Source organism: Pseudomonas sp. RL, assembly GCF_000647775.1.
In the GTDB taxonomy this organism is placed as follows: Bacteria; Pseudomonadota; Gammaproteobacteria; order Pseudomonadales; family Pseudomonadaceae; genus Serpens; species Serpens flexibilis.
The window spans coordinates 1-22965 of record NZ_JBOY01000087.1; the positions used below are offsets into that span (position 1 = coordinate 1).

At 66.2% G+C, this 22965-nt stretch carries 23 protein-coding genes; 13 read left to right on the forward strand and 10 right to left on the reverse strand.

What is annotated here, in order from left to right:
* On the reverse strand, nt 1-881 hold an 881-nt coding region (locus tag AS93_RS0113665), incomplete at its 3' end, for a protein-disulfide reductase DsbD domain-containing protein (protein ID WP_027591136.1).
* 170 nt (nt 882-1051) lie between these two features.
* Here AS93_RS0113665 and AS93_RS0113670 point away from each other — a divergent pair.
* The 12 genes from AS93_RS0113670 to lipA all read left to right on the forward strand — a co-directional run bounded on the left by AS93_RS0113670 (nt 1052) and on the right by lipA (nt 12113).
* A complete protein-coding gene (locus AS93_RS0113670) occupies nt 1052-2317 on the forward strand; it encodes a glutamate-5-semialdehyde dehydrogenase (protein ID WP_027591137.1) in 1266 nt (421 codons plus the stop codon).
* Nucleotides 2317-2961: a nicotinate-nucleotide adenylyltransferase gene (gene nadD, locus AS93_RS0113675; protein WP_027591138.1), complete on the forward strand. Its 645-nt coding sequence runs from the start codon at nt 2317-2319 to the stop codon at nt 2959-2961. The genes AS93_RS0113670 and nadD overlap by 1 nt, the downstream gene beginning before the upstream one ends.
* A 24-nt stretch (nt 2962-2985) precedes the next feature.
* Complete coding sequence (gene rsfS / locus AS93_RS0113680) at nt 2986-3351, forward strand: ribosome silencing factor (protein ID WP_027591139.1); 366 nt, start codon at nt 2986-2988, stop codon at nt 3349-3351.
* A 3-nt stretch (nt 3352-3354) separates the two neighbouring features.
* On the forward strand, nt 3355-3822 hold the full coding sequence (gene rlmH / locus AS93_RS0113685; RefSeq protein WP_027591140.1) for a 23S rRNA (pseudouridine(1915)-N(3))-methyltransferase RlmH: 468 nt from the start codon (nt 3355-3357) through the stop codon (nt 3820-3822).
* Between the two features lie 12 nt (nt 3823-3834).
* Complete coding sequence (gene mrdA, locus AS93_RS0113690) at nt 3835-5733, forward strand: penicillin-binding protein 2 (RefSeq protein ID WP_027591141.1); 1899 nt, start codon at nt 3835-3837, stop codon at nt 5731-5733.
* A gap of 31 nt (nt 5734-5764) precedes the next feature.
* The gene (gene rodA / locus AS93_RS0113695) at nt 5765-6862 is read left to right on the forward strand and encodes a rod shape-determining protein RodA (protein WP_175444357.1); all 1098 of its coding nucleotides are present in this window, start codon (nt 5765-5767) and stop codon (nt 6860-6862) included.
* Between the two features lie 11 nt (nt 6863-6873).
* Nucleotides 6874-7881, forward strand: coding sequence for a lytic murein transglycosylase B (gene mltB / locus AS93_RS0113700; RefSeq protein WP_027591143.1), 1008 nt, complete (start codon nt 6874-6876; stop codon nt 7879-7881).
* Nucleotides 7881-8840, forward strand: coding sequence for a septal ring lytic transglycosylase RlpA family protein (locus AS93_RS0113705; RefSeq protein ID WP_027591144.1), 960 nt, complete (start codon nt 7881-7883; stop codon nt 8838-8840). Before mltB ends, AS93_RS0113705 begins: the two co-directional genes overlap by 1 nt.
* Before the next feature lie 128 nt (nt 8841-8968).
* Nucleotides 8969-10129, forward strand: a complete 1161-nt coding sequence (locus AS93_RS0113710) for a D-alanyl-D-alanine carboxypeptidase family protein (protein WP_027591145.1) — start codon at nt 8969-8971, stop codon at nt 10127-10129.
* Nucleotides 10130-10210: 81 nt separating this feature from the next.
* Complete coding sequence (locus AS93_RS0113715) at nt 10211-10483, forward strand: DUF493 domain-containing protein (RefSeq protein WP_037009339.1); 273 nt, start codon at nt 10211-10213, stop codon at nt 10481-10483.
* Nucleotides 10483-11142: a lipoyl(octanoyl) transferase LipB gene (lipB, locus tag AS93_RS0113720; protein ID WP_027591147.1), complete on the forward strand. Its 660-nt coding sequence runs from the start codon at nt 10483-10485 to the stop codon at nt 11140-11142. The genes AS93_RS0113715 and lipB overlap by 1 nt, the downstream gene beginning before the upstream one ends.
* On the forward strand, nt 11139-12113 hold the full coding sequence (gene lipA / locus AS93_RS0113725) for a lipoyl synthase (RefSeq protein WP_027591148.1): 975 nt from the start codon (nt 11139-11141) through the stop codon (nt 12111-12113). Before lipB ends, lipA begins: the two co-directional genes overlap by 4 nt.
* A 143-nt stretch (nt 12114-12256) precedes the next feature.
* Here lipA and AS93_RS0113730 read toward each other — a convergent pair whose 3' ends face one another.
* The 5 genes from AS93_RS0113730 to leuS all read right to left on the reverse strand — a co-directional run bounded on the left by AS93_RS0113730 (nt 12257) and on the right by leuS (nt 18109).
* The gene (locus tag AS93_RS0113730; RefSeq protein ID WP_027591149.1) at nt 12257-13522 is read right to left on the reverse strand and encodes a lytic murein transglycosylase; all 1266 of its coding nucleotides are present in this window, start codon (nt 13520-13522) and stop codon (nt 12257-12259) included.
* 56 nt (nt 13523-13578) lie between these two features.
* Entirely contained in the window at nt 13579-13734 is a 156-nt protein-coding gene (arfA, locus tag AS93_RS19400) for an alternative ribosome rescue factor ArfA (protein ID WP_037009343.1), read from the reverse strand.
* A 116-nt stretch (nt 13735-13850) separates the two neighbouring features.
* On the reverse strand, nt 13851-14888 hold the full coding sequence (holA, locus tag AS93_RS0113740; protein ID WP_027591150.1) for a DNA polymerase III subunit delta: 1038 nt from the start codon (nt 14886-14888) through the stop codon (nt 13851-13853).
* A complete protein-coding gene (gene lptE, locus AS93_RS19405; RefSeq protein ID WP_051587483.1) occupies nt 14885-15445 on the reverse strand; it encodes an LPS assembly lipoprotein LptE in 561 nt (186 codons plus the stop codon). Before lptE ends, holA begins: the two co-directional genes overlap by 4 nt.
* Before the next feature lie 51 nt (nt 15446-15496).
* Nucleotides 15497-18109 (reverse strand): leucine--tRNA ligase, encoded by a 2613-nt coding sequence (gene leuS, locus AS93_RS0113750; protein ID WP_027591151.1) that lies wholly within the window; start codon nt 18107-18109, stop codon nt 15497-15499.
* 228 nt (nt 18110-18337) lie between these two features.
* Between leuS and AS93_RS0113755 the strand changes: the two genes are divergently transcribed.
* Entirely contained in the window at nt 18338-18757 is a 420-nt protein-coding gene (locus AS93_RS0113755) for a hypothetical protein (RefSeq protein WP_234702689.1), read from the forward strand.
* Here the strand turns inward: AS93_RS0113755 and lnt are convergent.
* From lnt to AS93_RS0113775, 4 genes are all read right to left on the reverse strand, one after another.
* Nucleotides 18738-20273, reverse strand: coding sequence for an apolipoprotein N-acyltransferase (gene lnt / locus AS93_RS0113760; RefSeq protein ID WP_027591153.1), 1536 nt, complete (start codon nt 20271-20273; stop codon nt 18738-18740). The two genes, AS93_RS0113755 and lnt, sit on opposite strands and share 20 nt — an antisense overlap.
* A 133-nt stretch (nt 20274-20406) precedes the next feature.
* Nucleotides 20407-21243: a transporter associated domain-containing protein gene (locus AS93_RS0113765; RefSeq protein ID WP_027591154.1), complete on the reverse strand. Its 837-nt coding sequence runs from the start codon at nt 21241-21243 to the stop codon at nt 20407-20409.
* 11 nt (nt 21244-21254) lie between these two features.
* Nucleotides 21255-21713 (reverse strand): rRNA maturation RNase YbeY, encoded by a 459-nt coding sequence (ybeY, locus tag AS93_RS0113770; RefSeq protein WP_027591155.1) that lies wholly within the window; start codon nt 21711-21713, stop codon nt 21255-21257.
* A complete protein-coding gene (locus AS93_RS0113775) occupies nt 21706-22740 on the reverse strand; it encodes a PhoH family protein (RefSeq protein ID WP_027591156.1) in 1035 nt (344 codons plus the stop codon). Before AS93_RS0113775 ends, ybeY begins: the two co-directional genes overlap by 8 nt.
* Nucleotides 22741-22965 lie beyond the last annotated feature (225 nt).

The window sequence follows — 22965 nt, forward strand, 5'->3', positions numbered from 1 at the left end:
AGCACCCCGAGGACCGCCGCGCCGAGCAGCGAGCCGCCGCGCGCCTGGCCGGCCAGGCGGTCCAGCGGTGTGCGCAGCACGGCAGGCAGGCGCAGCTCGAAGGTGCCGAACATGGCCAGCGCGAACAGCGCGAAGAAGGCGGCGAACGGCACCAGCACCCAGGGGGACTGCAGGCGCGCCTGCAGGTTGAGGCCGGCGCCGAACAGGCCCATCAGGGCGCCGAGCAGGGCAAAGCAGATCGCCATCGGCAGCACGTAGGCCAGCGACAGGCTCAGGCCGCGCAGGCCGCCCACCTGGCCGCGCAGCACCACGCCGGAGAGGATCGGCAGCATCGGCAGCACGCAGGGAGTGAAGGTCAGCCCCAGGCCGGCCAGGAAGAACAACGCCAGGCTGCGCCAGTCCAGGGATGCGCCGCCGGGCCCGTCGATCTCCAGCTCGCGGCTCTCCGGCGGATAGCACAGGCCCAGGTCGGCGCAACCCTGATAGCCGACCCGCAGCGTGAAGCCGCGGCCCTGCGGGTTGTCCACGGCCAGGCTGATCTCGGTGATGCCGTAGTGGGCCTCGATCTCGCCGAAGTACTCGTCGACTTTCTTTACGCCGGGGGGGATCTGCGGCTCGCCCAGCGTCACGCCGGGCGTGTCGGTGGCAAAGCGGAACTGATGGCGGTACAGGTAATAGCCGTCGGCGTTGCTGAAGCGCAGGCGCACCTGCTGCGGGGTGGACTCCAGCAGCTCCAGGCGGAAGGCCTTGTCCACCGGCAGGAAGTCGCTGCTGTTGTTCAGGGCGCCGCCGAGCAGGGGCTGGGCGCGCGGCGCCTCGGGCAGGGCGGCCAGCGAGGGCAGGCTGAACAGCAGGAGAAGGATTAGCAGCAGGCGGCGCATGGGCGTCTCGTCACAACGCAGGGAGCCGGCATGATACCCGACTCGCTCGCGAGGGGGCGCGACGTGGCGTCGCAAGAGATTACCGGACGGCGGCGACCCGCGCCGTGCTGGGCTTTGCCCGGGCGCCCCGGCTATAATCGCGGCCTTTTCCCGACTTGCAGACCCGAATCATGACCGAGTCCGTGCTCGATTACATGAACCGCCTGGGCCGCGCCGCGCGCGAGGCCTCGCGAATCACCGCGCGCGCCACCACCGCGCAGAAGAACAACGCCCTGCTGGCGGCCGCCCGCGCCCTGGACGCGGCGCGCGAGGCGCTGCTGGTCGCCAACGCCAAGGACCTGGCCGCCGGCCGGGAGAACGGCCTGGATGACGCCATGCTCGATCGCCTGGCGCTGACCCCGGCGCGCATCGACGAGATGATCGAAGGTCTGCGCCAGGTGGCGACCCTGCCGGATCCGATCGGCACGATCCGCGACATGCGCTATCTGCCCTCGGGCATCCAGGTCGGCAAGATGCGCGTGCCGCTCGGCGTGATCGGCATCATCTACGAGTCGCGGCCCAACGTGACCATCGACGCCGCGAGCCTGTGCCTCAAGTCCGGCAACGCCACCATCCTGCGCGGCGGTTCGGAAGCCATTCACTCCAACCAGGCGATCGCCGCCTGCATCCAGCAGGGCCTGGCCGAAGCCGGCCTGCCGCCGGCCTGCGTGCAGGTGGTGGAAACCACCGACCGCGCCGCCGTGGGTGCCCTGATTACCATGCCCGAATACGTGGACGTGATCGTCCCGCGCGGCGGCAAGGGGCTGATCGAACGCATCAGTCGCGACGCCCGGGTGCCGGTGATCAAGCATCTGGACGGCGTCTGCCACGTCTACATCGACGTCGCCGCCGACCTGGACAAGGCCATTCGCGTGGCCGACAACGCCAAGACCCAGCGCTATGCGCCGTGCAACGCCATGGAAACCCTGCTGGTGCATGCCGGCATCGCCGAGCGCGTGCTGCCGCCGCTGGCCGCCATCTACCGCGCCAAGGGCGTGGAGCTGCGCGGCTGTCCGGCGACCCGCGCGCTGCTCGGCGCCGACGTGCGCGAAGCCAGCGAGGACGACTGGTTCGCCGAGTACAACGCGCCGATCCTGTCGATCCGCGTGGTCGATTCGCTGGATACCGCCATCTCGCACATCAACCACTACGGCTCGCACCACACCGACGCGATCATCACTGAGAACTTCAGCGATGCGCGGCGCTTCCTCGCCGAGGTCGACTCCAGCTCGGTGATGGTCAATGCCTCCACGCGCTTCGCCGACGGCTTCGAATACGGGCTGGGTGCCGAGATCGGCATCTCCACCGACAAGCTGCACGCCCGCGGCCCGGTAGGCCTGGAAGGCCTGACCAGCGAGAAGTACGTGGTGTACGGCGACGGGCACGTGCGCGGCTGATGGTACGGCGCGTCGGCATTCTGGGCGGCACCTTCGATCCGGTGCACATCGGCCATCTGCGCGGGGCGCTGGAGGTGGCGGAGCTGTTCGCCCTCGACGAAGTGCGGCTGGTACCCAGCGCTCGGCCGCCGCATCGCGAGCGACCGCAGGTGTCCGCCGATGATCGCCTGGCCATGGTGCGCTGCGCGGTCGAAGGCGTACCGCCGCTGACTGTCGACGACCGCGAGCTGCACCGCGAACGTCCCTCCTATACCATCGACACCCTGGAATCCCTGCGCAGCGAGCTGGCCGCCGATGACCAGCTGTTCCTGGTGCTGGGCTGGGATGCCTTCTGCGGCCTGCCCAGCTGGCACCGCTGGGAAGAACTGCTGCTGCATTGCCACCTGCTGGTGCTGCAGCGACCGGACGCTGACGTGGAGGCGCCGGATGCACTGCGCAACCTGCTGGCCGCGCGCAGTGTGAGCGATCCGCAGGCCTTGTGCGGGCCGGGCGGGCAGATTGCCTTCGTCTGGCAGACGCCGCTGGAAATCTCCGCGACTCAACTGCGCGAACGGCTGGCGCAGGGTCGCTCGATCCGCTTTCTGGTGCCGGACGCGGTGCTGGCCTACATCCAGGCGCACGGGCTGTACCCGGCGTCCCCGTGAACCCCTTTCCATACGAGTATTGATATGCAGAACGAACAACTGGTCCAGGTCGCGGTCGACGCGCTGGAAGACATGAAGGCCCAGAACATCACCGTCATCGATGTGCGCGGCAAGACCAGCGTCACCGATTTCATGGTGATTGCCAGCGGGACCTCCAACCGCCAGGTCAAGTCGATGGCCGACAACGTCATCGAGAAGGTCAAGGAACACGGCAAGCGTCCGCTGGGTTGCGAGGGCATGGAAGGCGGCGAGTGGGTGCTGATCGACCTGGGCGACGTGGTGGTGCACGCCATGCAGACCGCCACCCGCGAGTTCTATGACCTGGAGCGCCTGTGGCGCGGCGCCGAGCAGAGCCGCGCCAGCCACGGTGGCGAGCAGGAACACGAGTAAGCCGTGAAGCTGCGGCTGATTGCCGTCGGCTCGCGCATGCCGCGCTGGGTCGAGGAGGGCTGGCAGGAGTATGTAAAGCGCCTGCCCACCGAGCTGAGCCTGGAGCTGGTGGAGATTCCGCTGCACACACGCGGCAAGAACGCCGACGTGGCGCGGCTGATCCGCCAGGAGGGCGAGGCCATGCTGGCCAAGGTGCAGCCTGGCGAGCGCATCGTCACCCTGGAGGTGCAGGGCAAGGCCTGGAGCACGGAACAGCTGGCCAGTGAACTGGATCGCTGGCGTCTGGATGCGCGGACTGTCAATCTGATGGTCGGCGGTCCGGAGGGGCTGGCGCCCGAGGTCTGCGCGCGCAGCGAGCAGCGCTGGTCGCTGTCGCCGCTGACCCTGCCGCACCCGCTGGTGCGCATCGTGGTCGGCGAGCAGATCTACCGTGCCTGGACCCTGCTCAGCGGCCATCCCTATCACAAGTAGCGTGTAGTACCGATGCCGGATTCGCTCTACCTGCAGGATCATCAACGCGACGCGCGCCTCGTGCGTCGGCGCATGCTTGCGGGCGCGGTGGCGATCGGGCTCCTCACGCTGATGCTGATCGGGCGTATGTACTACCTGCAGGTGATCCAGTACGAACACCACTCCACGCTGTCGGAAAGCAACCGGGTCCATGTCCAGCCGATCCCGCCCAACCGCGGGCTGATCTACGACCGCAATGGGGTAATCCTGGCGGAGAACCGCCCGAGCTTCAGCCTGACCGTGACCCGCGAGCGGGCCAAGGACTGGCAGGCGGAGCTGGATCGGGTGGTGGAGATTCTCGGTCTTGGCGAGAGCGAGCGAGCGCTGTTCGAAAAGCGCGTGCGCCAGGGGCGGCGGCCGTTCGAGCCGGTGCCCATCATGTTCGAGCTGTCCGAGGAACAGATTGCCCGCATCGCGGTGAACCAGTTCCAGCTGCCGGGTGTGGAAGTGACCGCGCAACTGGTGCGCCACTACCCGCAGCAGGAGCATTTCGCCCATTCGGTGGGCTATGTCGGGCGCATCAACGAGCAGGAGCTAAAGCGCCTCGATCCGATCAACTACAGCGGTACCCACCACGTGGGCAAGACCGGCCTGGAGCGCTTCTACGAGGACGACCTGCACGGCACGGTCGGCTACGAGGAAGTCGAGACCAACGCCCGGGGCCGGGTGTTGCGGGTGCTCAAGCGCACGCCACCGGTGCCTGGCAAGGATCTGGTGCTGACCCTCGACAGCCGTCTGCAGGCCGCCGCCGAGGCCGCCCTCGGCGGTCGGCGCGGTGCGGTGGTGGCCATCGAGCCGACCACCGGCGAGATTCTCGCCGTGGTCAGCCAGCCCAGCTTCGATCCCAACCTGTTCGTCACCGGCATCAGCTTTCGCAAGTACGCCGAGCTCAGCGAGTCCATCGACCGGCCGCTGTACAACCGGGTAATGCGCGGACTGTACCCGCCGGGCTCGACCATCAAGCCGATGGTGGTCGTGGCCGGTCTGGACGCCAAGGCCATCACCCCGCAGACCAAGGTGTTCGACCCCGGCTACTACCAGCTGCCCAATGTGTCGCACAAGTACCGCAACTGGAACCGCTACGGTGACGGCTGGGTGGACCTGGACCTGGCCATTGCCCGCTCCAACGATACCTACTTCTACGATCTGGCCCACAAGCTGGGCATCGACCAGTTGCACGACTACATGACCCGCTTCGGTTTTGGTACCCGGGTCGCCCTGGATGTTTTCGAGGAAACCGCCGGCCTGATGCCGTCGCGGGAATGGAAGCAGCGCCGTTACCGACAAGTTTGGTACCCGGGCGAAACGCTCATCCTCGGCATCGGTCAGGGCTACATGCAGGCCACGCCGCTGCAGTTGGCCCAGGCCACCGCGCTGATGGCCACGCGCGGCAAGTGGATTCGGCCCCACCTGGCGAAAAGCGTGGGCGGTGTGCCGCCGGTGGACACCAATCCGGTTCCCGACATCGAGCTGCGTGATCCGCGTTTCTGGGACCACGCCCGCGAGGGCATGGAGTCGGTGGTGCATGGCCCGCGCGGCACGGCGCGGCGCATCGGGCTGGATTCTCCGTACCGTATTGCCGGCAAGAGCGGTACCGCCCAGGTGGTGGCCATCAAGCAGGGCGAGAAGTACGACAGCGAGAAGCTGGAGGAGCGACATCGCGACCACGCGCTGTTCGTGGCCTATGCGCCGGCGGATGATCCCCGGATCGCCGTGGCGGTGATGGTCGAAAACGGCGAGTCGGGCAGTGGCGTGGCCGGGCCGGTGGCCCGCCAGGTCATGGATGCCTGGCTGCTCGATGAGCAGGGCCAGCTCAAGCCCAAGTTCGCTCCGCCACAAGCCCCGAAGGTGGTGAACAACCGTGGCAACTGAATTCAACCGTTCCCTGTCCGATCATGATCCGCTGAGCCGTCGGGCCAGCCTGCTGCAGCGTCTGCACATCGACGGTGTGCTGTTGCTGTTGCTGCTGACCCTGGCCGCTGCGAGCCTGTTCATCCTGTATTCGGCCAGCGGCAAGAACGTCGAGCTGCTGATCAAGCAGGCCACCTCGTTCGGGATCGGCCTGCTGGCCATGCTGCTGATTGCGCAGCTCGATCCACGCTTCATGGCCCGCTGGATACCCTTCGGCTACGCGTTTGGCCTGGTGCTGTTGGTGTGGGTGGAGCTGTTCGGCTACACCGCGATGGGCGCCACTCGCTGGATCAACATTCCGGGGGTGATCCGTTTCCAGCCGGCCGAGTTGATGAAGATCCTCATGCCGGCAACCATCGCCTGGTACCTGGCTCGCCACAACCTGCCGCCGAATCTGAAACACACCGCCTGGGCACTGGTGCTGATCGGCATGCCGTTCGTGCTGATTCTCAAACAGCCGGACCTGGGCACCTCGCTGCTGATCCTCGCCTCCGGCGCCTTCGTGCTGTTCGTCGCCGGCCTGCGCTGGCGCTGGGTGATCGGCGCCGCCGCCGCCGCGATACCGGTGGCGGTGTTCATGTGGCTGTTCGTGATGCACCAGTACCAGAAGCAGCGGGTGCTGACCTTCCTCGACCCGGAAAGCGATCCGCTGGGAACGGGCTGGAACATCATCCAGTCCAAGGCGGCGATCGGTTCGGGGGGGGTGTTTGGCAAGGGCTGGTTGCAGGGGACGCAGTCGCACCTGGATTTTTTGCCGGAAAGCCATACCGACTTTATCATTGCCGTGCTTGGTGAAGAGTTCGGCCTGGTCGGCATCTGCCTGCTCCTGCTGCTCTATCTGTTGCTGCTGGCGCGTGGCATGGTCATCACCGTGCAGGCGCAGAGCCTGTTCGGCAAGTTGTGGGCCGGCGGCCTGACGCTGACCTTCTTCGTCTATGTGTTCGTCAACATCGGCATGGTGAGCGGTCTGCTGCCGGTGGTGGGGGTTCCGCTTCCTTTCATCAGCTACGGCGGTACGTCGCTGGTTACGCTGTTGTCCGGATTCGGCGTTTTGATGGCGATCCACACCCATCGCAAGTGGATCACCTAATGAGGACCGCTATGCGCAAGAGTGCCCAACGACTGATTCATGCCCTGCTGGGCTTGTGCGCAGCGGGCTGCGTGCCCGTCAGCGGCGCGTCCAGCGGTGATTACCAGGGCTCGGCGCAGGTGCGCGAGCTGATCGAGGAAATGACCCTCTCCCATGGCTTCGCCGCCGAGCAGCTCGAAGCGCTGTTTGCCGAGGCGGAGCGCAAGCAGGTCATTCTCGAGGCCATTTCCCGACCCGCCGAGCGGGTCAAGCCGTGGAGCGAGTACCGGCCGATCTTCCTCACCGATGCCCGCATTGCCCGCGGCGTGGATTTCTGGCGCGAGCACGAGGCGGCGCTGAGTCGCGCCGAACGCGAATATGGCGTGCCGGCCGAGGTGATCGTCGCCATCATCGGCGTGGAAACCTTCTACGGGCGCAACACCGGCAGCTACCGTGTGCTGGATGCACTGTCCACGCTGTGCTTCGACTACCCGCCGCGTGCGCCGTTCTTCTGTCAGCAGCTGCGCGAGTTCCTGTTGCTGGCGCGGGAGGAACAGGTCGACCCGCTGCGCCTGAAGGGCTCCTACGCCGGGGCGATGGGCTTGCCGCAGTTCATGCCCGGCAGCTTCCGCGCCTATGCAGTCGACTTCGACGGTGATGGCCGCATCGATATCTGGAACAACCCGGTGGATGCCATCGGCAGTGTGGCCAGCTATTTCAAGCGTCATGGCTGGGTCACCGGCGCCAGCGTGGTCAGCCGGGTGCAGGCCGATGGCGAGCGGGTCGAGGAGGGCATCAGCCCCGGTCTGGAGCCGACCCTGAGCGTGGCAGAGCTGCGCGAGTTGGGCTGGCGTTCGGAGCTGCCGCTCGATGACGGTCTGTCGGTCACGGCCATCCGCTTCGACGGTGAGGCCGGCGAGGAATACTGGCTCGGACTGCCCAATTTCTACGTCATCACCCGCTACAACCGCAGCGCCATGTACGCGATGGCCGTCCATCAGCTGGGCGAGGCGCTGGTGCAGGCCAGGGGGAATCGTTGATGCGTGTTCTGCTTCCAACGCTGCTGGCCGCGCTGCTGCTGGCCGGTTGTTCGAGCCCGCCGACTGGCACTCCATCCACGTCGTCCGCCGGCACGTCGAGTTATGCGCGACCCCACAAGGACGGCGCGCCCTGGTGGGACGTGGACGTCTCGAAGATTCCGGACGCCGTGCCCATGCCGCATTACGGACGGGTCAAGGCCAACCCCTACACGGTACTGGGCAAGAGCTACTACCCGATCAATGATGCGCGGACCTACCGGGAAACCGGCACGGCGTCCTGGTATGGCACCAAGTTCCACGATCAGCTCACCGCCAATGGCGAGCGCTACGACCTGTACGGGATGACCGCTGCCCACAAGACCCTGCCGCTGCCCAGCTACGTGCGGGTCACCAACCTGGACAACGGTCGCAAGGTGGTGCTGCGCGTCAACGACCGTGGCCCCTTCTATTCCGACCGCATCATCGACCTGTCCTTCGCGGCGGCGAAGAAGCTCGGTTTCGCCGAGAGCGGCACGGCGCGGGTGCATGTGGAAGGCATCGACCCCTACCAGTGGTGGGCCGAACGCGGGCAGCCGGTCCCTAGCGTACTGGCGCAGCCGGCGACGGGGTCGTTCGCGTCGAGTGCGCCGGGACAGGTCGAGCAGTACGTTCCGCCGCCTACCCAGCATGCCGCGGCGGTCTTGCCGGTTCAGGTGTCCACCCCCTCGACGGCCATTCCGGACAAGGGCTTCTACCTGCAAGTCGGGGCGTTCGCCAACCCGGATGCTGCCGAACTGCTGCGTGCCCAGCTGAGCGAAACGGTCTCCGTACCGGTGTTCATCAGCTCGGTGGTGCATAATCGCCAGGTGCTGCACCGTGTCCGGCTGGGGCCGATCGGCACTTCCGGCGAGGCGCAGCGTCTGCAGCAAAGCGTGCGCCTGGCCAACCTGGGTGCGCCACAATTGGTGCGTCCCGACTGAGCGGGTCGTTGCCGGTTCTGTGACAACGCGCGTGGCTCATTCCGCGTTGTGAACTAATGTTCTTTTCACTTGTCAGATGGGGCTTTGGCCTCACGGCTTCGTTTTGATTCGATTTTGCAGGGAGAAGGATGAACATCTTCAGTTTTGCCCCCCGTGTATTGGCGTCCTTCCTGGCGTTTGGCGTTTCGGTGAGCTGGGCCGCCGAGCCGATCATTCCCGCCGCGCCGCAACTGGCGGCCAAGTCCTATGTGCTGATGGACGCCGCCAGCGGCCAGGTACTGGTGGAGCATAACGGCGACGAACGCCTGCCTCCGGCCAGCCTCACCAAGCTGATGACCGCCTACCTGGCCACCCTGGAGATCAACCGCGGGCAGATCCGTGAAGAGGACAAGGTGCATGTCAGTGAAAAGGCCTGGCGCACCGGCGGTTCGCGCATGTTCATCCAGGTTGGCAGCCAGGTCTCGGTAAGCGATCTGCTGCATGGGGTCATCATCCAGTCGGGCAACGACGCCAGTGTGGCGCTGGCCGAGCACATTGCCGGCAGCGAAGACGCCTTCGCCGACCTCATGAACCAGCAGGCCCAGCGCCTGGGGCTGACCAACACCCAATTCCGCAACGCCACCGGTCTGCCGCACCCGGAGCACTATTCCTCGGCGCACGACATGGCCAAACTGGCGCGCGCGATCATCTACGACGACCCGCAGCACTACGCCATCTACAAGCAGAAGGAATTCTTCTGGAACAACATCCGCCAGCCCAACCGCAACCTGTTGCTGTGGCGTGATCCGACGGTGGACGGACTGAAGACCGGCCACACCGACGAAGCCGGTTATTGCCTGGTGGCCTCCGCCGAACGGGATGGCCAGCGACTGATCACCGCGGTATTCGGCACGAGCGGCGAAGAGGCGCGCTCGGCTGAAACGCAGAAGCTGCTCACCTACGGCTTCCGCTTCTTCGAAACCCGTACCTTCTACGAGAAAGGCCAGGCCCTCACCCGTGCCCGGGTCTGGAAGGGCGCCGAGAACGAGATCGAGGCCGGCCTGCGGGAAAACCTGACACTCACGGTGCCGCGCGGGCGCAGCCAGCAGCTGCAGGCCACACTGCAGCTGGATCGTCAGTTGATGGCGCCGATCGAGCAGGGCGCCGTGATCGGCAAGGTGGAAGTCCGCGACGGCGACAAGGTGATCCACACGGCCGACCTGATCGCCCTGGAAGGGGTGGAGCAGGGTGGCTTTTTTGCCCGTCTATGGGATAGTATCCGACTGTTTTTCTACGGCTTGTTCAACTGACAGCCCGTGTTGAACGTCAGCCCGCCCACCGGCGGGCTTTCGTGCTTGTGGATCACGAGTCCATCTACAGAAGTTGTGGTTATGAACGACGTACAAGCTCCAAAAATCGAGTTTCCCTGCGAGCGCTACCCCATCAAGGTGATCGGCGACGCCGGCGAAGGCTTCGCCGCGCTGGTCATCGAGATCATGCGCCGGCATGTGGCCGATTTTGACGAAAACACCCTGGTCATGCGGGACAGCAGCAAGGGTCGCTTCATGTCCGTGCAGGTGCTGATCACCGCCTCCGGTCCTGACCAGTTGCAGGCCATCCATATGGATCTTCGCGCCACCGGGCGCGTGCACATGGTGCTCTGATGGCGGCCGGGCTGCTGGGGGTGCGTGAGCTCGGCCTGGTGGAATACCTGCCGACCTGGCAGGCCATGCAGCGCTTCACCCAGGAGCGCGATGAACAGACCGGCGACGAGATCTGGCTTTTGCAGCATCCGTCAGTCTTCACCCAGGGCCAGGCCGGCAAGGCCGAACATGTGCTGTTTCCCGGTGACATCCCCGTGGTGCAGGTGGACCGTGGCGGCCAGGTGACCTACCACGGCCCCGGCCAGCTGGTGGTCTATCTGCTGATCGATGTGCGTCGACACAACCTGGGCGTGCGCGATCTGGTCAGCCGCATCGAGCAGAGCCTGGTGGATCTGCTGGCGGGCTACGGTGTTTCGGCGGCGGCGCGCCCCGATGCCCCGGGCGTCTATGTCGACGGTGCCAAGATCGCCTCGCTGGGCCTGCGCATCCGCCGCGGCTGCTCCTTCCATGGCCTGGCGCTCAATCTGGACATGGACATGCAGCCGTTCCGACGCATCAATCCCTGTGGCTATGCCGGACTGGCCATGACCCAGCTGCGTGACCTGCTGGGTCGGCCTATCGATTTTTCCGAGGTGAGTGCCCGCTTGCGCGATCAGCTCGTCACACACCTCGACTATGCAGGTTTCAAGGCCCTCGAGGGCGGGATCGAATCGCTATGAGCAGTCAGGAAAACGCCGGCAAGCCGGCCAAGCTGGAAACGGGTACCAAGCTGCGTGGCGCCGAGAAGGTGGCGCGCATTCCGGTCAAGGTCATCCCCACCGAGGAATTGCCCAAGAAGCCGGACTGGATCCGCGTGCGCGTGCCGGTGTCGCCCGAGGTGGACCGCATCAAGCAACTGTTGCGCAAGCACCGCCTGCACAGCGTCTGTGAAGAAGCCTCCTGCCCGAACCTGGGCGAGTGCTTCTCTGGCGGTACCGCCACCTTCATGATCATGGGCGACATCTGCACCCGTCGCTGTCCGTTTTGTGACGTCGGCCACGGCCGACCCAAGCCGCTGGATGCCGACGAACCGCTGAACCTGGCCCAGGCGATTGCCGACCTGCGCCTGCGCTATGTGGTGATTACCTCGGTGGACCGCGACGACCTGCGCGACGGCGGAGCCCAGCACTTCGCCGATTGCCTGCGCGAGATCCGCAAGCTGTCGCCGAACGTGCAGCTGGAAACCCTGGTGCCGGACTACCGCGGCCGCATGGACATCGCGCTGGACATCACCGCCACCGAGCCGCCGGATGTGTTCAACCACAACTTGGAAACCGTGCCGCGCCTGTACAAGTCGTCGCGCCCCGGTTCGGATTTCGAGTGGTCGCTGGACCTGCTGGAGAACTTCAAGAAGCGCGTCCCGGGCGTCCCCACCAAGTCCGGCCTGATGCTCGGCCTGGGCGAGACCGATGATGAAGTGATCGAAGTGATGCACCGCCTGCGCGAGCATGACGTCGACATGCTGACCCTGGGCCAGTACCTGCAGCCCTCGCGCAATCACTTGGCCGTCCAGCGCTTCGTGCACCCGGACACCTTCGCCTGGTTCGCCGAGGAAGGCGAGAAGATGGGCTTCAAGAACGTGGCGTCCGGCCCGCTGGTGCGTTCCTCGTACCATGCCGATCAGCAGGCTCACGGCGAGAAGATCAGCTGATCCGGTGCGGAAACGAAAAGGCGATCCTCGGATCGCCTTTTTTCGTTCTGCGGGGCTGTGGGAGCGGACTTGTCCGCGAGCTCTTGGTGCAGGCCGCCCCCCCCCAGGCTCGCGAATGAATTCGCTCCCACAGTCCTGGCCGGCTATCGCCTGCCGGTCTCCCGACGCAGTCGCTTGAGCAGCGAGGAGCTGGCAAAACCGTCGGCGGCCAGGCCGTGGTCCACCTGGAAGGCGCGGATCGCCTGGCGACTGTTGGCGCCGATGATGCCGTCAGGCTCTCCGAGGTCGTAGCCCAGCCGGTTCAGGCGCTCCTGCAATTCGATGCGCTCGGCCCGCGACAGCGGCCGCTCGTGATAGGGCCAGCGGGCGGAGATCTCGCCATTGCCGCTCAGCCGCTCGGCGAACAGGCCGATCGCCATGCCGTAGGCGCTGGAGTTGTTGTACTTGAGGATGGCGCGGAAGTTCGCCAGGGTCAGGAAGGCGGGTCCCAGATGCCCGGCCGGCAGCAGCAGGCTGGCTTCCTGGTCGCCGTATTGGGGCGGCAGGTTGGGGATGTTGATGCCCAGCTGCTGCCACTCCTGCAGTGTCTTGCGCGCCTGGGGGTCGGCCAGCCGGTAGTCGAAGTCCACCGGCAGCCCGACCTCGAAGCCCCAGGGTTGGCCCAGCCGCCAGCCGGAGCGTTGGAGGTAGTGCGCGGTGGACGCCAGGGCGTCGGCAGTGGAGTTCCAGATATCGCGCCGCCCATCGCCGTCGAAATCGACCGCATAGCGCTGATAGGTAGTGGGGATGAATTGGGTCTGGCCCATGGCACCGGCCCAGGAGCCCAGCATGCGGTGGGGCGAGATGTCGCCCTGCTGCAGAATCTGCAGAGCGGCGATCAGCTGCTGGTGGGCGAACTCCGGGCGGCGACCCTCATGGGCCAGGGTCGCCAGCGAGCGGATCACCGACTTGCTGCCCTGGGTCTGCCCGAAGTTGCTCTCCAGGCCCCAGATGGCCACCAGCGCCTGGCGGTCCACGCCATAGTGCTGTTCGATGCGGTGTAGCAGGGCGGCATGCTCTTCCAGCAGCTGCTCGGCGCGCGTCAGGCGGCGTAGCGACAAGGCGCCGTCCAGGTATTCCCAGATCGGTCGGGTGAACTCCGGCTGGCTGCGGTCGGCCGCGATCACCTGGGGATCGGGGCGCAGGCCGCGCAGCGCGGCATCGAGGATATCCGGGGCTATGCCTGCACGCAGTGCCTCGCGGCGAAACTCGGTGAGCCAGCTGGCAAAGCTGATCTGTTCCTCGCGCATCTCGGCCGGGCTCTGGCGCACTTCGGCGCTGGAGGGAAGCGGCAGGCTGGCGGCGATGAGCAGGAAAGCGGTGGAAGCGATCAACAGAGGAGGCCGAAGGGCGGCCGGAAAGAACGGCATGCGAAGCGGTCTCGAAATCGACTTACGGTACAAGACCTTATCACGGCTGAAAAAATTCAGGCGGCCAGAACGACGGAAGCCTCCCAGTTGCGCTGGGAGGCTTCGCGGCGGTAGCTGCCCTTGCCCTTCTTGGGCTGTTCCTGGCGGCTGCGGAACAGGGGCTGGGCGATGAGCGATCTGGCCTTGTTCGGCCGCTTGGGTTGTTTGGCCATGCAGGTTCTCCAGACGGTCGGTTGACTGGCGCGCATCATAGGGGTTGTGCAGAAATTGTCCAGCCTGATCTGGCCTTGGTCGTAGGGCGGGTCGGCGCTTTTCCGGCCGCCGCCTGTTACTGGCTCGGCAGCGGCAGACGCAGCCCGGCGATGTGCAGCGTCAGACTGGCAAGACCCGCCCAGGGATCGCCGGCGGCCTGGCCCTTGATCTGTGCATCGATCTGCTGGGCGTCGCGCAGCAACTGGCCCCAGCGACGGGCGCTGTGGCGTTGCAGCGCGCGTGATAGCAGCGGGCGGCGCTTGTCCCATACCGGCGGTTTGCACTGTGCGAAGGCCCGCTCCAGCGGCAGGCCCTGTTCATGCTGGAACGCCAGGTTGGCCAGCTGGCGCACCTCGCGAGCCAACGCCCACAGAATCACCGGCGCTTCCAGGCCTTCACCCCGCAGCCCTTCCAGCATGCGCAGCGCGTGCGGCGCCTGTCCGGCCAGGGCGGCGTCGATCAGGCCGAAGACATCGAAGCGGGCGCTGTCGGCCACGGCGGCCTGCACGGTGGCTGCATCGACCTTCTGGCCATCAGCCAGCAGCTTGAGTTTCTCGATCTCCTGCACGGCGGCCAGCAGATTGCCTTCCACCCGGGCGGCGATCAGTTCCACGGCTTCCGGGGTGGCAGCCAGGCCGGCCTGGCCCAGGCGCTGGTTGATCCATTGCGGCAACTGCTGGGCGTCCACCGGCCAGATCTGGATGAACTGGCTGGCCTGGCCCTCGATCAGTGCCTTGGCCCACTTGGTCTTCTGGCCGCTGCCGTCCAGCTTGGGCAGTTGCAGCAGCAACACGGAGTCTTCGGCCGGGCGCGCCAGATAGTCGAGCAGCGCGGCGGCGCCCTTGTCGCCGGGCTTGCCGGACGGCAGGCGCAGTTCAATCAGGCGTTTCTCGGCAAACAGCGACAGGCTGGCGCCCGCCTCGTAGAGCTGGCCCCAGTCGAAGTTGGCTTCCACATGGAACACCTGGCGTTCGCCGAAGCCCTGGCTGCGGGCGGCGGACCGGATGGCGTCGCAGGCTTCCTGGCAGAGCAGCGGCTCATCGCCGCTTACGGCGTACACCGGAGCCAGCGGTCCTTGCAAGTGCTTGCCCAGCTGGGCGGGGGACAGCTTCATGGGTTGGCGGATTCGGACGCGGCGCGCTGTTCGGCTTGCGCCTTGGCCGTGGCCTGGGCGTCGAGGCGTTCGAGCTCTGCGGGGGAGAGCACCTGCAGGCGGCGCACCAGTTGCTGCAGCAGATCGCGGCGCATTTCCTCCAGCTGCTGCTGGCGCTCCTGTTCCGAGCCGATCAGGTTGTTCTGGTCGTGGGCCACCACCTTCTGGGTTTCCAGGCGGTTTTCCAGCAGCGGATGCTGGCGGCTGCGGATCTGGTAGTCCAGGGCGGCGGTGAGTTCGTATTCGGCGCTGCGCGCCCCGCTGGTGAAGCTGGCGGTGCGCTGGTCGACCCTCTCTTCCAGCAGCACCAGTTGATAGGGTGCTCCGGGATGCACGCGCACGCCACGGTTTTCCAGCAGCGTACGCAGCTGCCGGGAGGCATCGCCGTAGCGGTCTTCGGCGCGCAGGTCCAGCTCGCGCAGGGCGAACGCCTCGCCGTTCCCGGTGCCGCGCAGTTGGAAACCGCAGGCGCCAAGCAGCAGCGCGGTGGCGACAATCAACAGGAAGCGATGCGGCATCGGTGGACCTCCATGGGGCTCGCCCCGGTACTTCCGGGGCGATGGGCACGGTTAGTTGGCGACGATGTTGACCAGCTTGCCGGGAACCACGATCACCTTGCGAATCGTCAGGCCTTCAGTAAAGCGCAGGACGTTCTCGTTGGCGCGGGCGGCGGCCTCCACCTCTTCGCGGCTGGCACTGGCGGGCACCTCGATCTGGCCGCGCAGCTTGCCGTTCACCTGCACGACCAGGGTCAGGTTGTCCTGCACCAGGGCGCTTTCGTCCACGCTCGGCCAGGCGGCGTCGATGATGTCGCCTTCCTTGCCCAGCTGCTTCCACAGCTCGTGGCAGATGTGCGGGGTGATCGGCGCGAGCAGCAGGGCCACGGTTTCCAAGCCTTCCTGCACGAGGGCGCGGTCCTGTTCGCTGGCGGTGGAGGCCTTCTCCAGCACGTTCATCAGCGTCATTACCTGGGCGATGGCGGTGTTGAACTTGTGGTGTTGGCCCACATCGACGCTGGCCTGCTTGATGGCCAGGTGGATGGCGCGGCGGACGGCCTTCTGCTCGTCGGTCAGGGCGGCGAGGTCCAGCGCGCCCGGCAGACCGGCGCTGACATGGCCGTGGGCCAGGCGCCAGACGCGGCGCAGGAAGCGGTTGGCGCCCTCGATGCCGGCGTCCGACCACTCGCAGCTCATGTCCGGCGGCGAGGCGAACATCATGAACAGGCGGCAGGTGTCGGCACCGTAGGCGTCGATCATGGCCTGCGGGTCCACCCCGTTGTTCTTGGACTTGGACATCTTCTCGGTACCGCCGATTTCCACCGGCAGGCCGTCGCTCTTCAGCTTGGCGGAGAGGATCTTGCCCTTGCTGTCGCGCTCGATCTCCACATCCGCCGGGTTGAACCAGTCCTTGCCGCCGTTGGGTAGGGTGCGGTAGTAGGTCTCGGCGACCACCATGCCCTGGGTCAGCAGGTTGGTGAACGGCTCGTCGGAGTTCACCAGGCCCTCGTCGCGCATCAGCTTGTGGAAGAAACGCGCGTACAGCAGGTGCAGGATGGCGTGTTCGATGCCGCCGATGTACTGGTCGACCGGCAGCCAGTGGTTGGCGGCGGCCGGGTCGACCATGCCCTTGTCATAGTTCGGGGAGGCGTAGCGGGCGAAGTACCAGGAGGACTCCACGAAGGTGTCCATGGTGTCGGTTTCGCGCTTGGCCGCGCTGCCGCACTTCGGGCAGGTGCAGGTGTAGAACTCGGGCATCTTCGCCAGCGGCGAGCCGGTGCCGTCCGGCACCACGTCCTCGGGCAGGACCACCGGCAGCTGGTCTTCCGGAACCGGCACATCACCACAGCTCGGGCAGTGGATGATCGGGATCGGGCAACCCCAGTAGCGCTGACGGCTGATGCCCCAGTCGCGCAGGCGGAACTGGGTCTTGCGCGCGCCGTGGCTGTCGGCTTCAAGGTCGGCGACGATGGCGTCGAAGGCGCCCTGGAAGTCCAGGCCGTCGTATTTGCCGGAATTGATGGTGGTCAGGCCGCTCTTGTCGGCGTACCAGTCCTGCCATTCGCTGGCGCTGAATTCCTTGCCCTCGCCGGCATACACCTGGACGATCGGCAGGCTGTACTTGTTGGCGAACGCGAAGTCGCGCTCGTCATGGGCCGGCACGGCCATTACCGCGCCTTCGCCGTAGCCGGCTAGCACGTAGTTGGCCACGAACACCGGCAGCTTCTGGCCGTTGATCGGGTGGATGACGAACTGCCCGGTGGGCATGCCCTTCTTTTCCATGGTGGCCATGTCGGCCTCGGCCACGGAGCCGGCCTTGCATTCGGCGATGAACGCGGCCAGTGCCGGATTGTTCTCGGCGGCGCGGGTGGCCAGCGGGTGCTCGGCGGCCACGGCCACGTAGGTGGCGCCCATGAGGGTGTCCGGACGGGTCGAATAGACCTTCAGCTGACCGTCGATACCGATGCTGTCGACATCGTAGTCGAAGACGATGTCGGCACCGAAGCTCTTGCCAATCCAGTTGCGCTGCATGGTCTTGACCTGCTCGGGCCAGCCATCGAGCTTATCCAGGTCGGCCAGCAGCTCTTCCGCATAGGCGGTGATGCGGAAGTAGTACATGGGGATCTCGCGCTTCTCGACCAGCGCGCCGGAGCGCCAGCCGCGGCCGTCGATCACCTGCTCATTGGCCAGCACGGTCTGGTCCACCGGGTCCCAGTTCACGGTGCCGTTCTTGCGGTAGATCACGCCCTTCTCGAACAGGCGGGTGAACAGCCACTGTTCCCAGCGGTAGTAGTCCGGCTTGCAGGTGGTGACTTCGCGGGACCAGTCGATCGCCAGGCCCAGGCTCTTCAGCTGGGCCTTCATGTAGGCGATGTTCTCGTAGGTCCACTTGGCCGGCGCCACCTGGTTCTTCATGGCGGCGTTCTCGGCCGGCATGCCGAAGGCGTCCCAGCCCATCGGCTGCAGCACGTTCTTGCCCAGCATGCGCTGGTAACGGGCGATCACATCACCGATGGTGTAGTTGCGCACGTGCCCCATGTGTAGCTTGCCGCTCGGGTAGGGGAACATCGACAGGCAGTAGTAGGTGTCCTTGCCGGGCTGTTCGTTGACCTTGAAGGAGTCCTTGGCGTCCCAGTGGGACTGCGCGGCGGGTTCGATTTCGCTGGGCTGATACTGTTCGTGCATGGCTACTGGCGCTGGGGAAAGGGAGGGGAATTCGAAAGCTCGCTAGCATACATGACCCCTGTCCGACTAGGGAAACCCGGTGTACCGGCGGGCGCCGTTGGTCGCGGGGGGATTGTCCGTCAGGGGGCGGCGCTAAGCTTCGACTCAGGAGCTGCAGCCATGTGGGGGACAGGGCGGCGCAGTGGTTTCCACATCGGTGCGACCCTTGCCGGGGACGGAGCTACGGCCATGTCACGAATGATCGAACAGCGCAGCCTGCCGCGTACGGAAGGCCTTTACGGGCGACTGCTCCAGCGCATGGAACTGGCCCTCGACAGGGCCGAGCGCCTGCCGCGCAGACGCCTGTCCGCGGCGGGCGAACTGGAGGTGACGGGGCTCAGTCCCGCCGAGGTCTCCCTGGTGCGCGCCTACCTGAGCCACGACGTGCAATGGCTGCGGGGCTGGCATGCCGCCGCGGAGGAGCTGGAACTGCTTCAGCGTCCTCCACGTGCCGAGGCGCTGGCGGAACGCCAGGGTGAGCGGCCGAGCCGGTCGCGCCTGGGGCGGACATCGCTGCGTTGTGCGCTGTGTGGCGCGCCGCACCCGGGAACAGGGGCGGGGGCCTGCCCGGGTTGCGGTTCGCGGCTGTTCAGGGCCGCGGAGGCGTGAGGCTGGAGCGCAGCCGCTGGCGGCGGTACAGCGCCCAGCCCAGCAGCCCCGTCACCAGCAGTGCCATCGGCCAGCCGCGCCAGCGCAGGTAGGGCGTCAGGCCCTGCATCGGCACCACGTCGCCCTGCAGGGTGGCCTGTTGGAACTGCGGGAGCTGTTTGCTGATGCGGCCGAAGGGGTCGATCAGCGCGGTGACGCCGTTGTTGGTAGCGCGGATCATCCAGCGCCCGGCTTCCAGGGCGCGCATCTGCGCCATCTGCAGGTGCTGCAGCGGGCCGATGGAGGAGCCGAACCAGGTATCGTTGCTCACCGTGAGCAGGATGTCGCTCTGCGCCGCCAGGCCGGCGGCAAACTCTGGGTAAACCACTTCGTAGCAGATGAACGGCGCCAACTGGTAACCGCGCGCCTGCAGCAGCGGTTGGTCGGCGTCGCCGCGGGCGAAGTCGGACATCGGCAGGTCGAAGAACTCGATCAGCCCGCGCAGCACATCCTGCAGCGGTACGTACTCGCCGAACGGTACCAGCTTCTGCTTCAGATACGTGCCGGAGCCGTCGCCCAGGCTGGTCAGCCCGTTGTAGTAGCGCAGCTCGCCCTCGGCGTTTGGTTGGCGAACGGGCAGGCCGGTGATCAGCGCGGCGCCGCGCTCGCGGGCATACGCGCCCATGGCCGCCAGATAAGACTCCACATGATGGCGTAGTACCGGCACTGCGGTTTCCGGCCAGACGATCAAGTCCGCGCGGGGCGCGTCCAGGGTCATGTCCCGGTATAGCGCCAGTTGGGCATTGAGCTGTTGCGGTTCCCACTTGAGCAGCTGCGGCACATTGCCCTGCAGGGCGACGACGCTGAGCGGCTCGCCCTTGGGCATGGTCCAGCTGTAGCCGCCGAGCAGCAGGCCGACCAGCCAGGGGGTGAACAACAACAACCGCGCGGTGCCCAGCAGGAGCTTGCTGTCGCGTACGCGCGCCAGCTCGACGATCAGCGTGGCGGACAGCGCCAGCAGGAACGACAGCAGCCACACGCCGCCCAGCGGTGCCAGGCTGCCCAGCGGGCCGTACAGCTGGCTGTAGCCGGCGAACAGCCACGGGAAGCCTGTCAGAAACCAGCCCCGGAAGGCTTCCAGCGCCACCCAGAGCGCGGCGAAAGCCACTGCATCGACCAGCGGCGTGCCGCTGCGCAGCCAGCGCGCCCACAGCCAGGCCAGCAATGCGAACAGCAGGCCAAGGCCGGCCACGAAGGCCACGGTGAGCAGCAACGCCAGCGGCACCGAGGCGGCGCCGTAGTCATGGATGCTGACGTAGACCCAACTGGTGCCCGCCGCAAACACCCCGAAGCCGTAGAACCAGCCGCGCGCCACGGCAGCGCGACCGCTGACGGTGCGCAGGCCCAGGTAGAACAGGGCGATGGACAGCAGCAGCAGGGGCCACAGATCGAAGGGTGAGAAAGCCAGCGGCGTCAGGCCGCCGGCGGCCAGGGCGATGACATGGCCGATCCAGCCGGGCTGGGTGATCCAGCGCATGGGCAATCCTTGTGCGAATACGGAGGAGCCGGGAGGCTAGCGGCAATGCGCCGTGCTCGGCAAGGTGGAAGGTTGTTGCACTTTCTGTGGGAGCGGAGCTCGCGGACAAGTCCGCTCCCACACAGCCGTGCTGCTAAGACTCCATCGGCGTCAGGCGCAGCAGATGGATGTTCTGGCTATCGGCGGTGAGGATGCGGAAGCGGTAGCCGCCGATCTCGGTTACTTCGTTGCGCTTGGGCAGGTGGCCGAAGGCATCGACAACCAGTGCGCCAACGTTATCGAAGGTGTTCTCGGGGAATTCGCTCTCGAAGAACTCGTTGAAGCTGTCCAGCGGGGTCTGCGCCTTGACGATGAAGTCGCCGCTGGGCAGAGGCTTGATGTAGCTGTCTTCCTCGACGTCGTGCTCGTCCTCGATGTCGCCGACGATCTGCTCCAGCACGTCCTCGATGGTGACCAGGCCGGCCACGCCGCCGTATTCGTCGATCACCAGGGCCATGTGGTTGCGGGTGCTGCGGAATTCCTTGAGCAGCACGTTGAGGCGCTTGGACTCCGGCACGAAGGTGACCGGGCGCAGGATCGAGCGCAGATCGAACGGCTGGTCGGGATGCTGCAGCATCATCGGCACCAGGTCCTTGGCCAGCAGGATGCCAAGCACGTCGTCGGGGCCCTCGCCGATGACCGGGTACCGGGAGTGCGCGGCCTCGATGATCATCGGCAGGAACTCGCGAGGTGTCTGGTCGGCGCGGATGGTGACCATCTGCGAGCGCGGCACCATGATGTCGCGGGCCTGCAAATCGGCGACCTGGATGGCGCCCTCGACGATGGAAAGGGCCTGCCGGTCGAGCAGGTGGTTCTCGTGGGCATCCTGGAGGACCTCCAGGAGTTCCTCGCGGTTGCGAGGCTCATGGACAAAGGCCTGGGTGATCCGTTCCAGCCAGGACCTGTGTTCACTAGATCGATCTACGCTCATGGTTCCTTTGCTCAGTAGTCATCGCCGGCGTAGGGGTCGGGATACCCCAGTTCGGCCAGCAGATCGCGTTCCAGGCTTTCCATTTCCTCGGCTTCGGCATCCTCGATGTGGTCGTAGCCAAGCAGATGGAGGCAGCCATGGATGACCAGGTGGGCCCAGTGGGCCTCCGGGGTCTTGCCCTGTTCCGCCGCTTCGCGCTCGACCACTGGCACACAGATCACCAGGTCGCCGAGCAGCGGGATATCCAGGAATTCGTCGGGTACGTCCGCCGGGAACGACAGCACGTTGGTGGCGTAGTCCTTGTGCCGCCAGGTGCGGTTCAGCTCGCGGCCCTCGTCTTCATCGACCAGGCGGATGGTCAGCTCCGAATCGCCACTGCGCTGGCGCAGGGCCAGTTCGCACCAGCGACGGAAATCGGCCTCGGCCGGGTGCTGGCCGTTACTGGCCAGCTGCAGATCCAGCTCAAGCATGGTCGTCGGTCCGCGCGCCCGGGTCGTTGTCGGCGGGGACGTGGCGGTTCGAGCGGCTGGTGGCCTGCTCGTCCTCGAAGCGCTCGTAGGCCTCGACGATGCGCTGCACCAGCGGGTGGCGCACCACGTCCTTGGGCTGGAAGTGGGTGAAGCTGATGCCCGGCACGTCCTTGAGGACCTTGATCACGTGGGCCAGGCCGCTCTTGGTGCCACGCGGCAGGTCGACCTGGGTGATGTCGCCGGTGATCACCGCCGTGGAGCCGAAGCCGATGCGGGTCAGGAACATCTTCATCTGTTCCAGCGTGGTGTTCTGGCTCTCGTCGAGGATGATGAAGCTGTTGTTCAGCGTGCGGCCGCGCATGTAGGCAAGCGGCGCGATCTCGATTACCTGCTTCTCGATCAGGCGCGCCACGTGCTCGAAGCCGAGCATTTCGTACAGCGCGTCGTAGAGCGGTCGCAGGTAGGGGTCGATCTTCTGGGCCAGGTCGCCAGGCAGGAAGCCGAGCTTCTCGCCGGCTTCCACCGCCGGACGCACCAGCAGGATGCGTCGCACCTGTTCGCGCTCCAGCGCGTCCACGGCAGCCGCAACGGCCAGGTAGGTCTTGCCGGTGCCGGCCGGGCCGATGCCGAAGTTGATGTCGTTGTCGAGGATCGCCTTGACGTAGCGCTGCTGGTTGGCGCCGCGGGGGCGGATCATGCCCTTCTTGGTGCGCAGCGCGACCCCGGCGTCGGCCTTGCCGGCTTCCAGCTCGACCATGGCCGACTCCTGCAGGAACAGGTGGACCAGTTCGGGCGAGAGTTCGACGCTCTTGGTTTCGCGGTAGAGGCGGCGCAGGAGGTTCTCGACGTTCTGCGTGTGGCGTTTGTCGCCGACCAGCTCGAACTGGTTGCCCCGGTTGCGGATTTCCACCGCCAGGCGCTGTTCGATCAGGCGCAGGTGTTCGTCGAATTGTCCGCAGAGATTGGCGAAGCGACGGGCTTCGAAGGGTTCGAGGGTGAAATGGTGGTGCTCGGTGGATGTGTTCAAGGGGCTAATAGGTGCCTTGGGCAGATAACGATGGCGGCAAGAATAGCGCCGGGGAGGTCGGGCGGGAAGCTGGGGCGCGTCAGCGGGCGGTTATTCGTCGTGTCGGCGAGCAGCCGGAGCGGCGCCTGTGGGAGCGGACTTGTCCGCGAGCTTCGCGGCTGGGCTGCAAAAAAGCTCGCGAATGAATTCGCTTGTATGTTTGTGCCTGTCGGGGATGAGGGACCA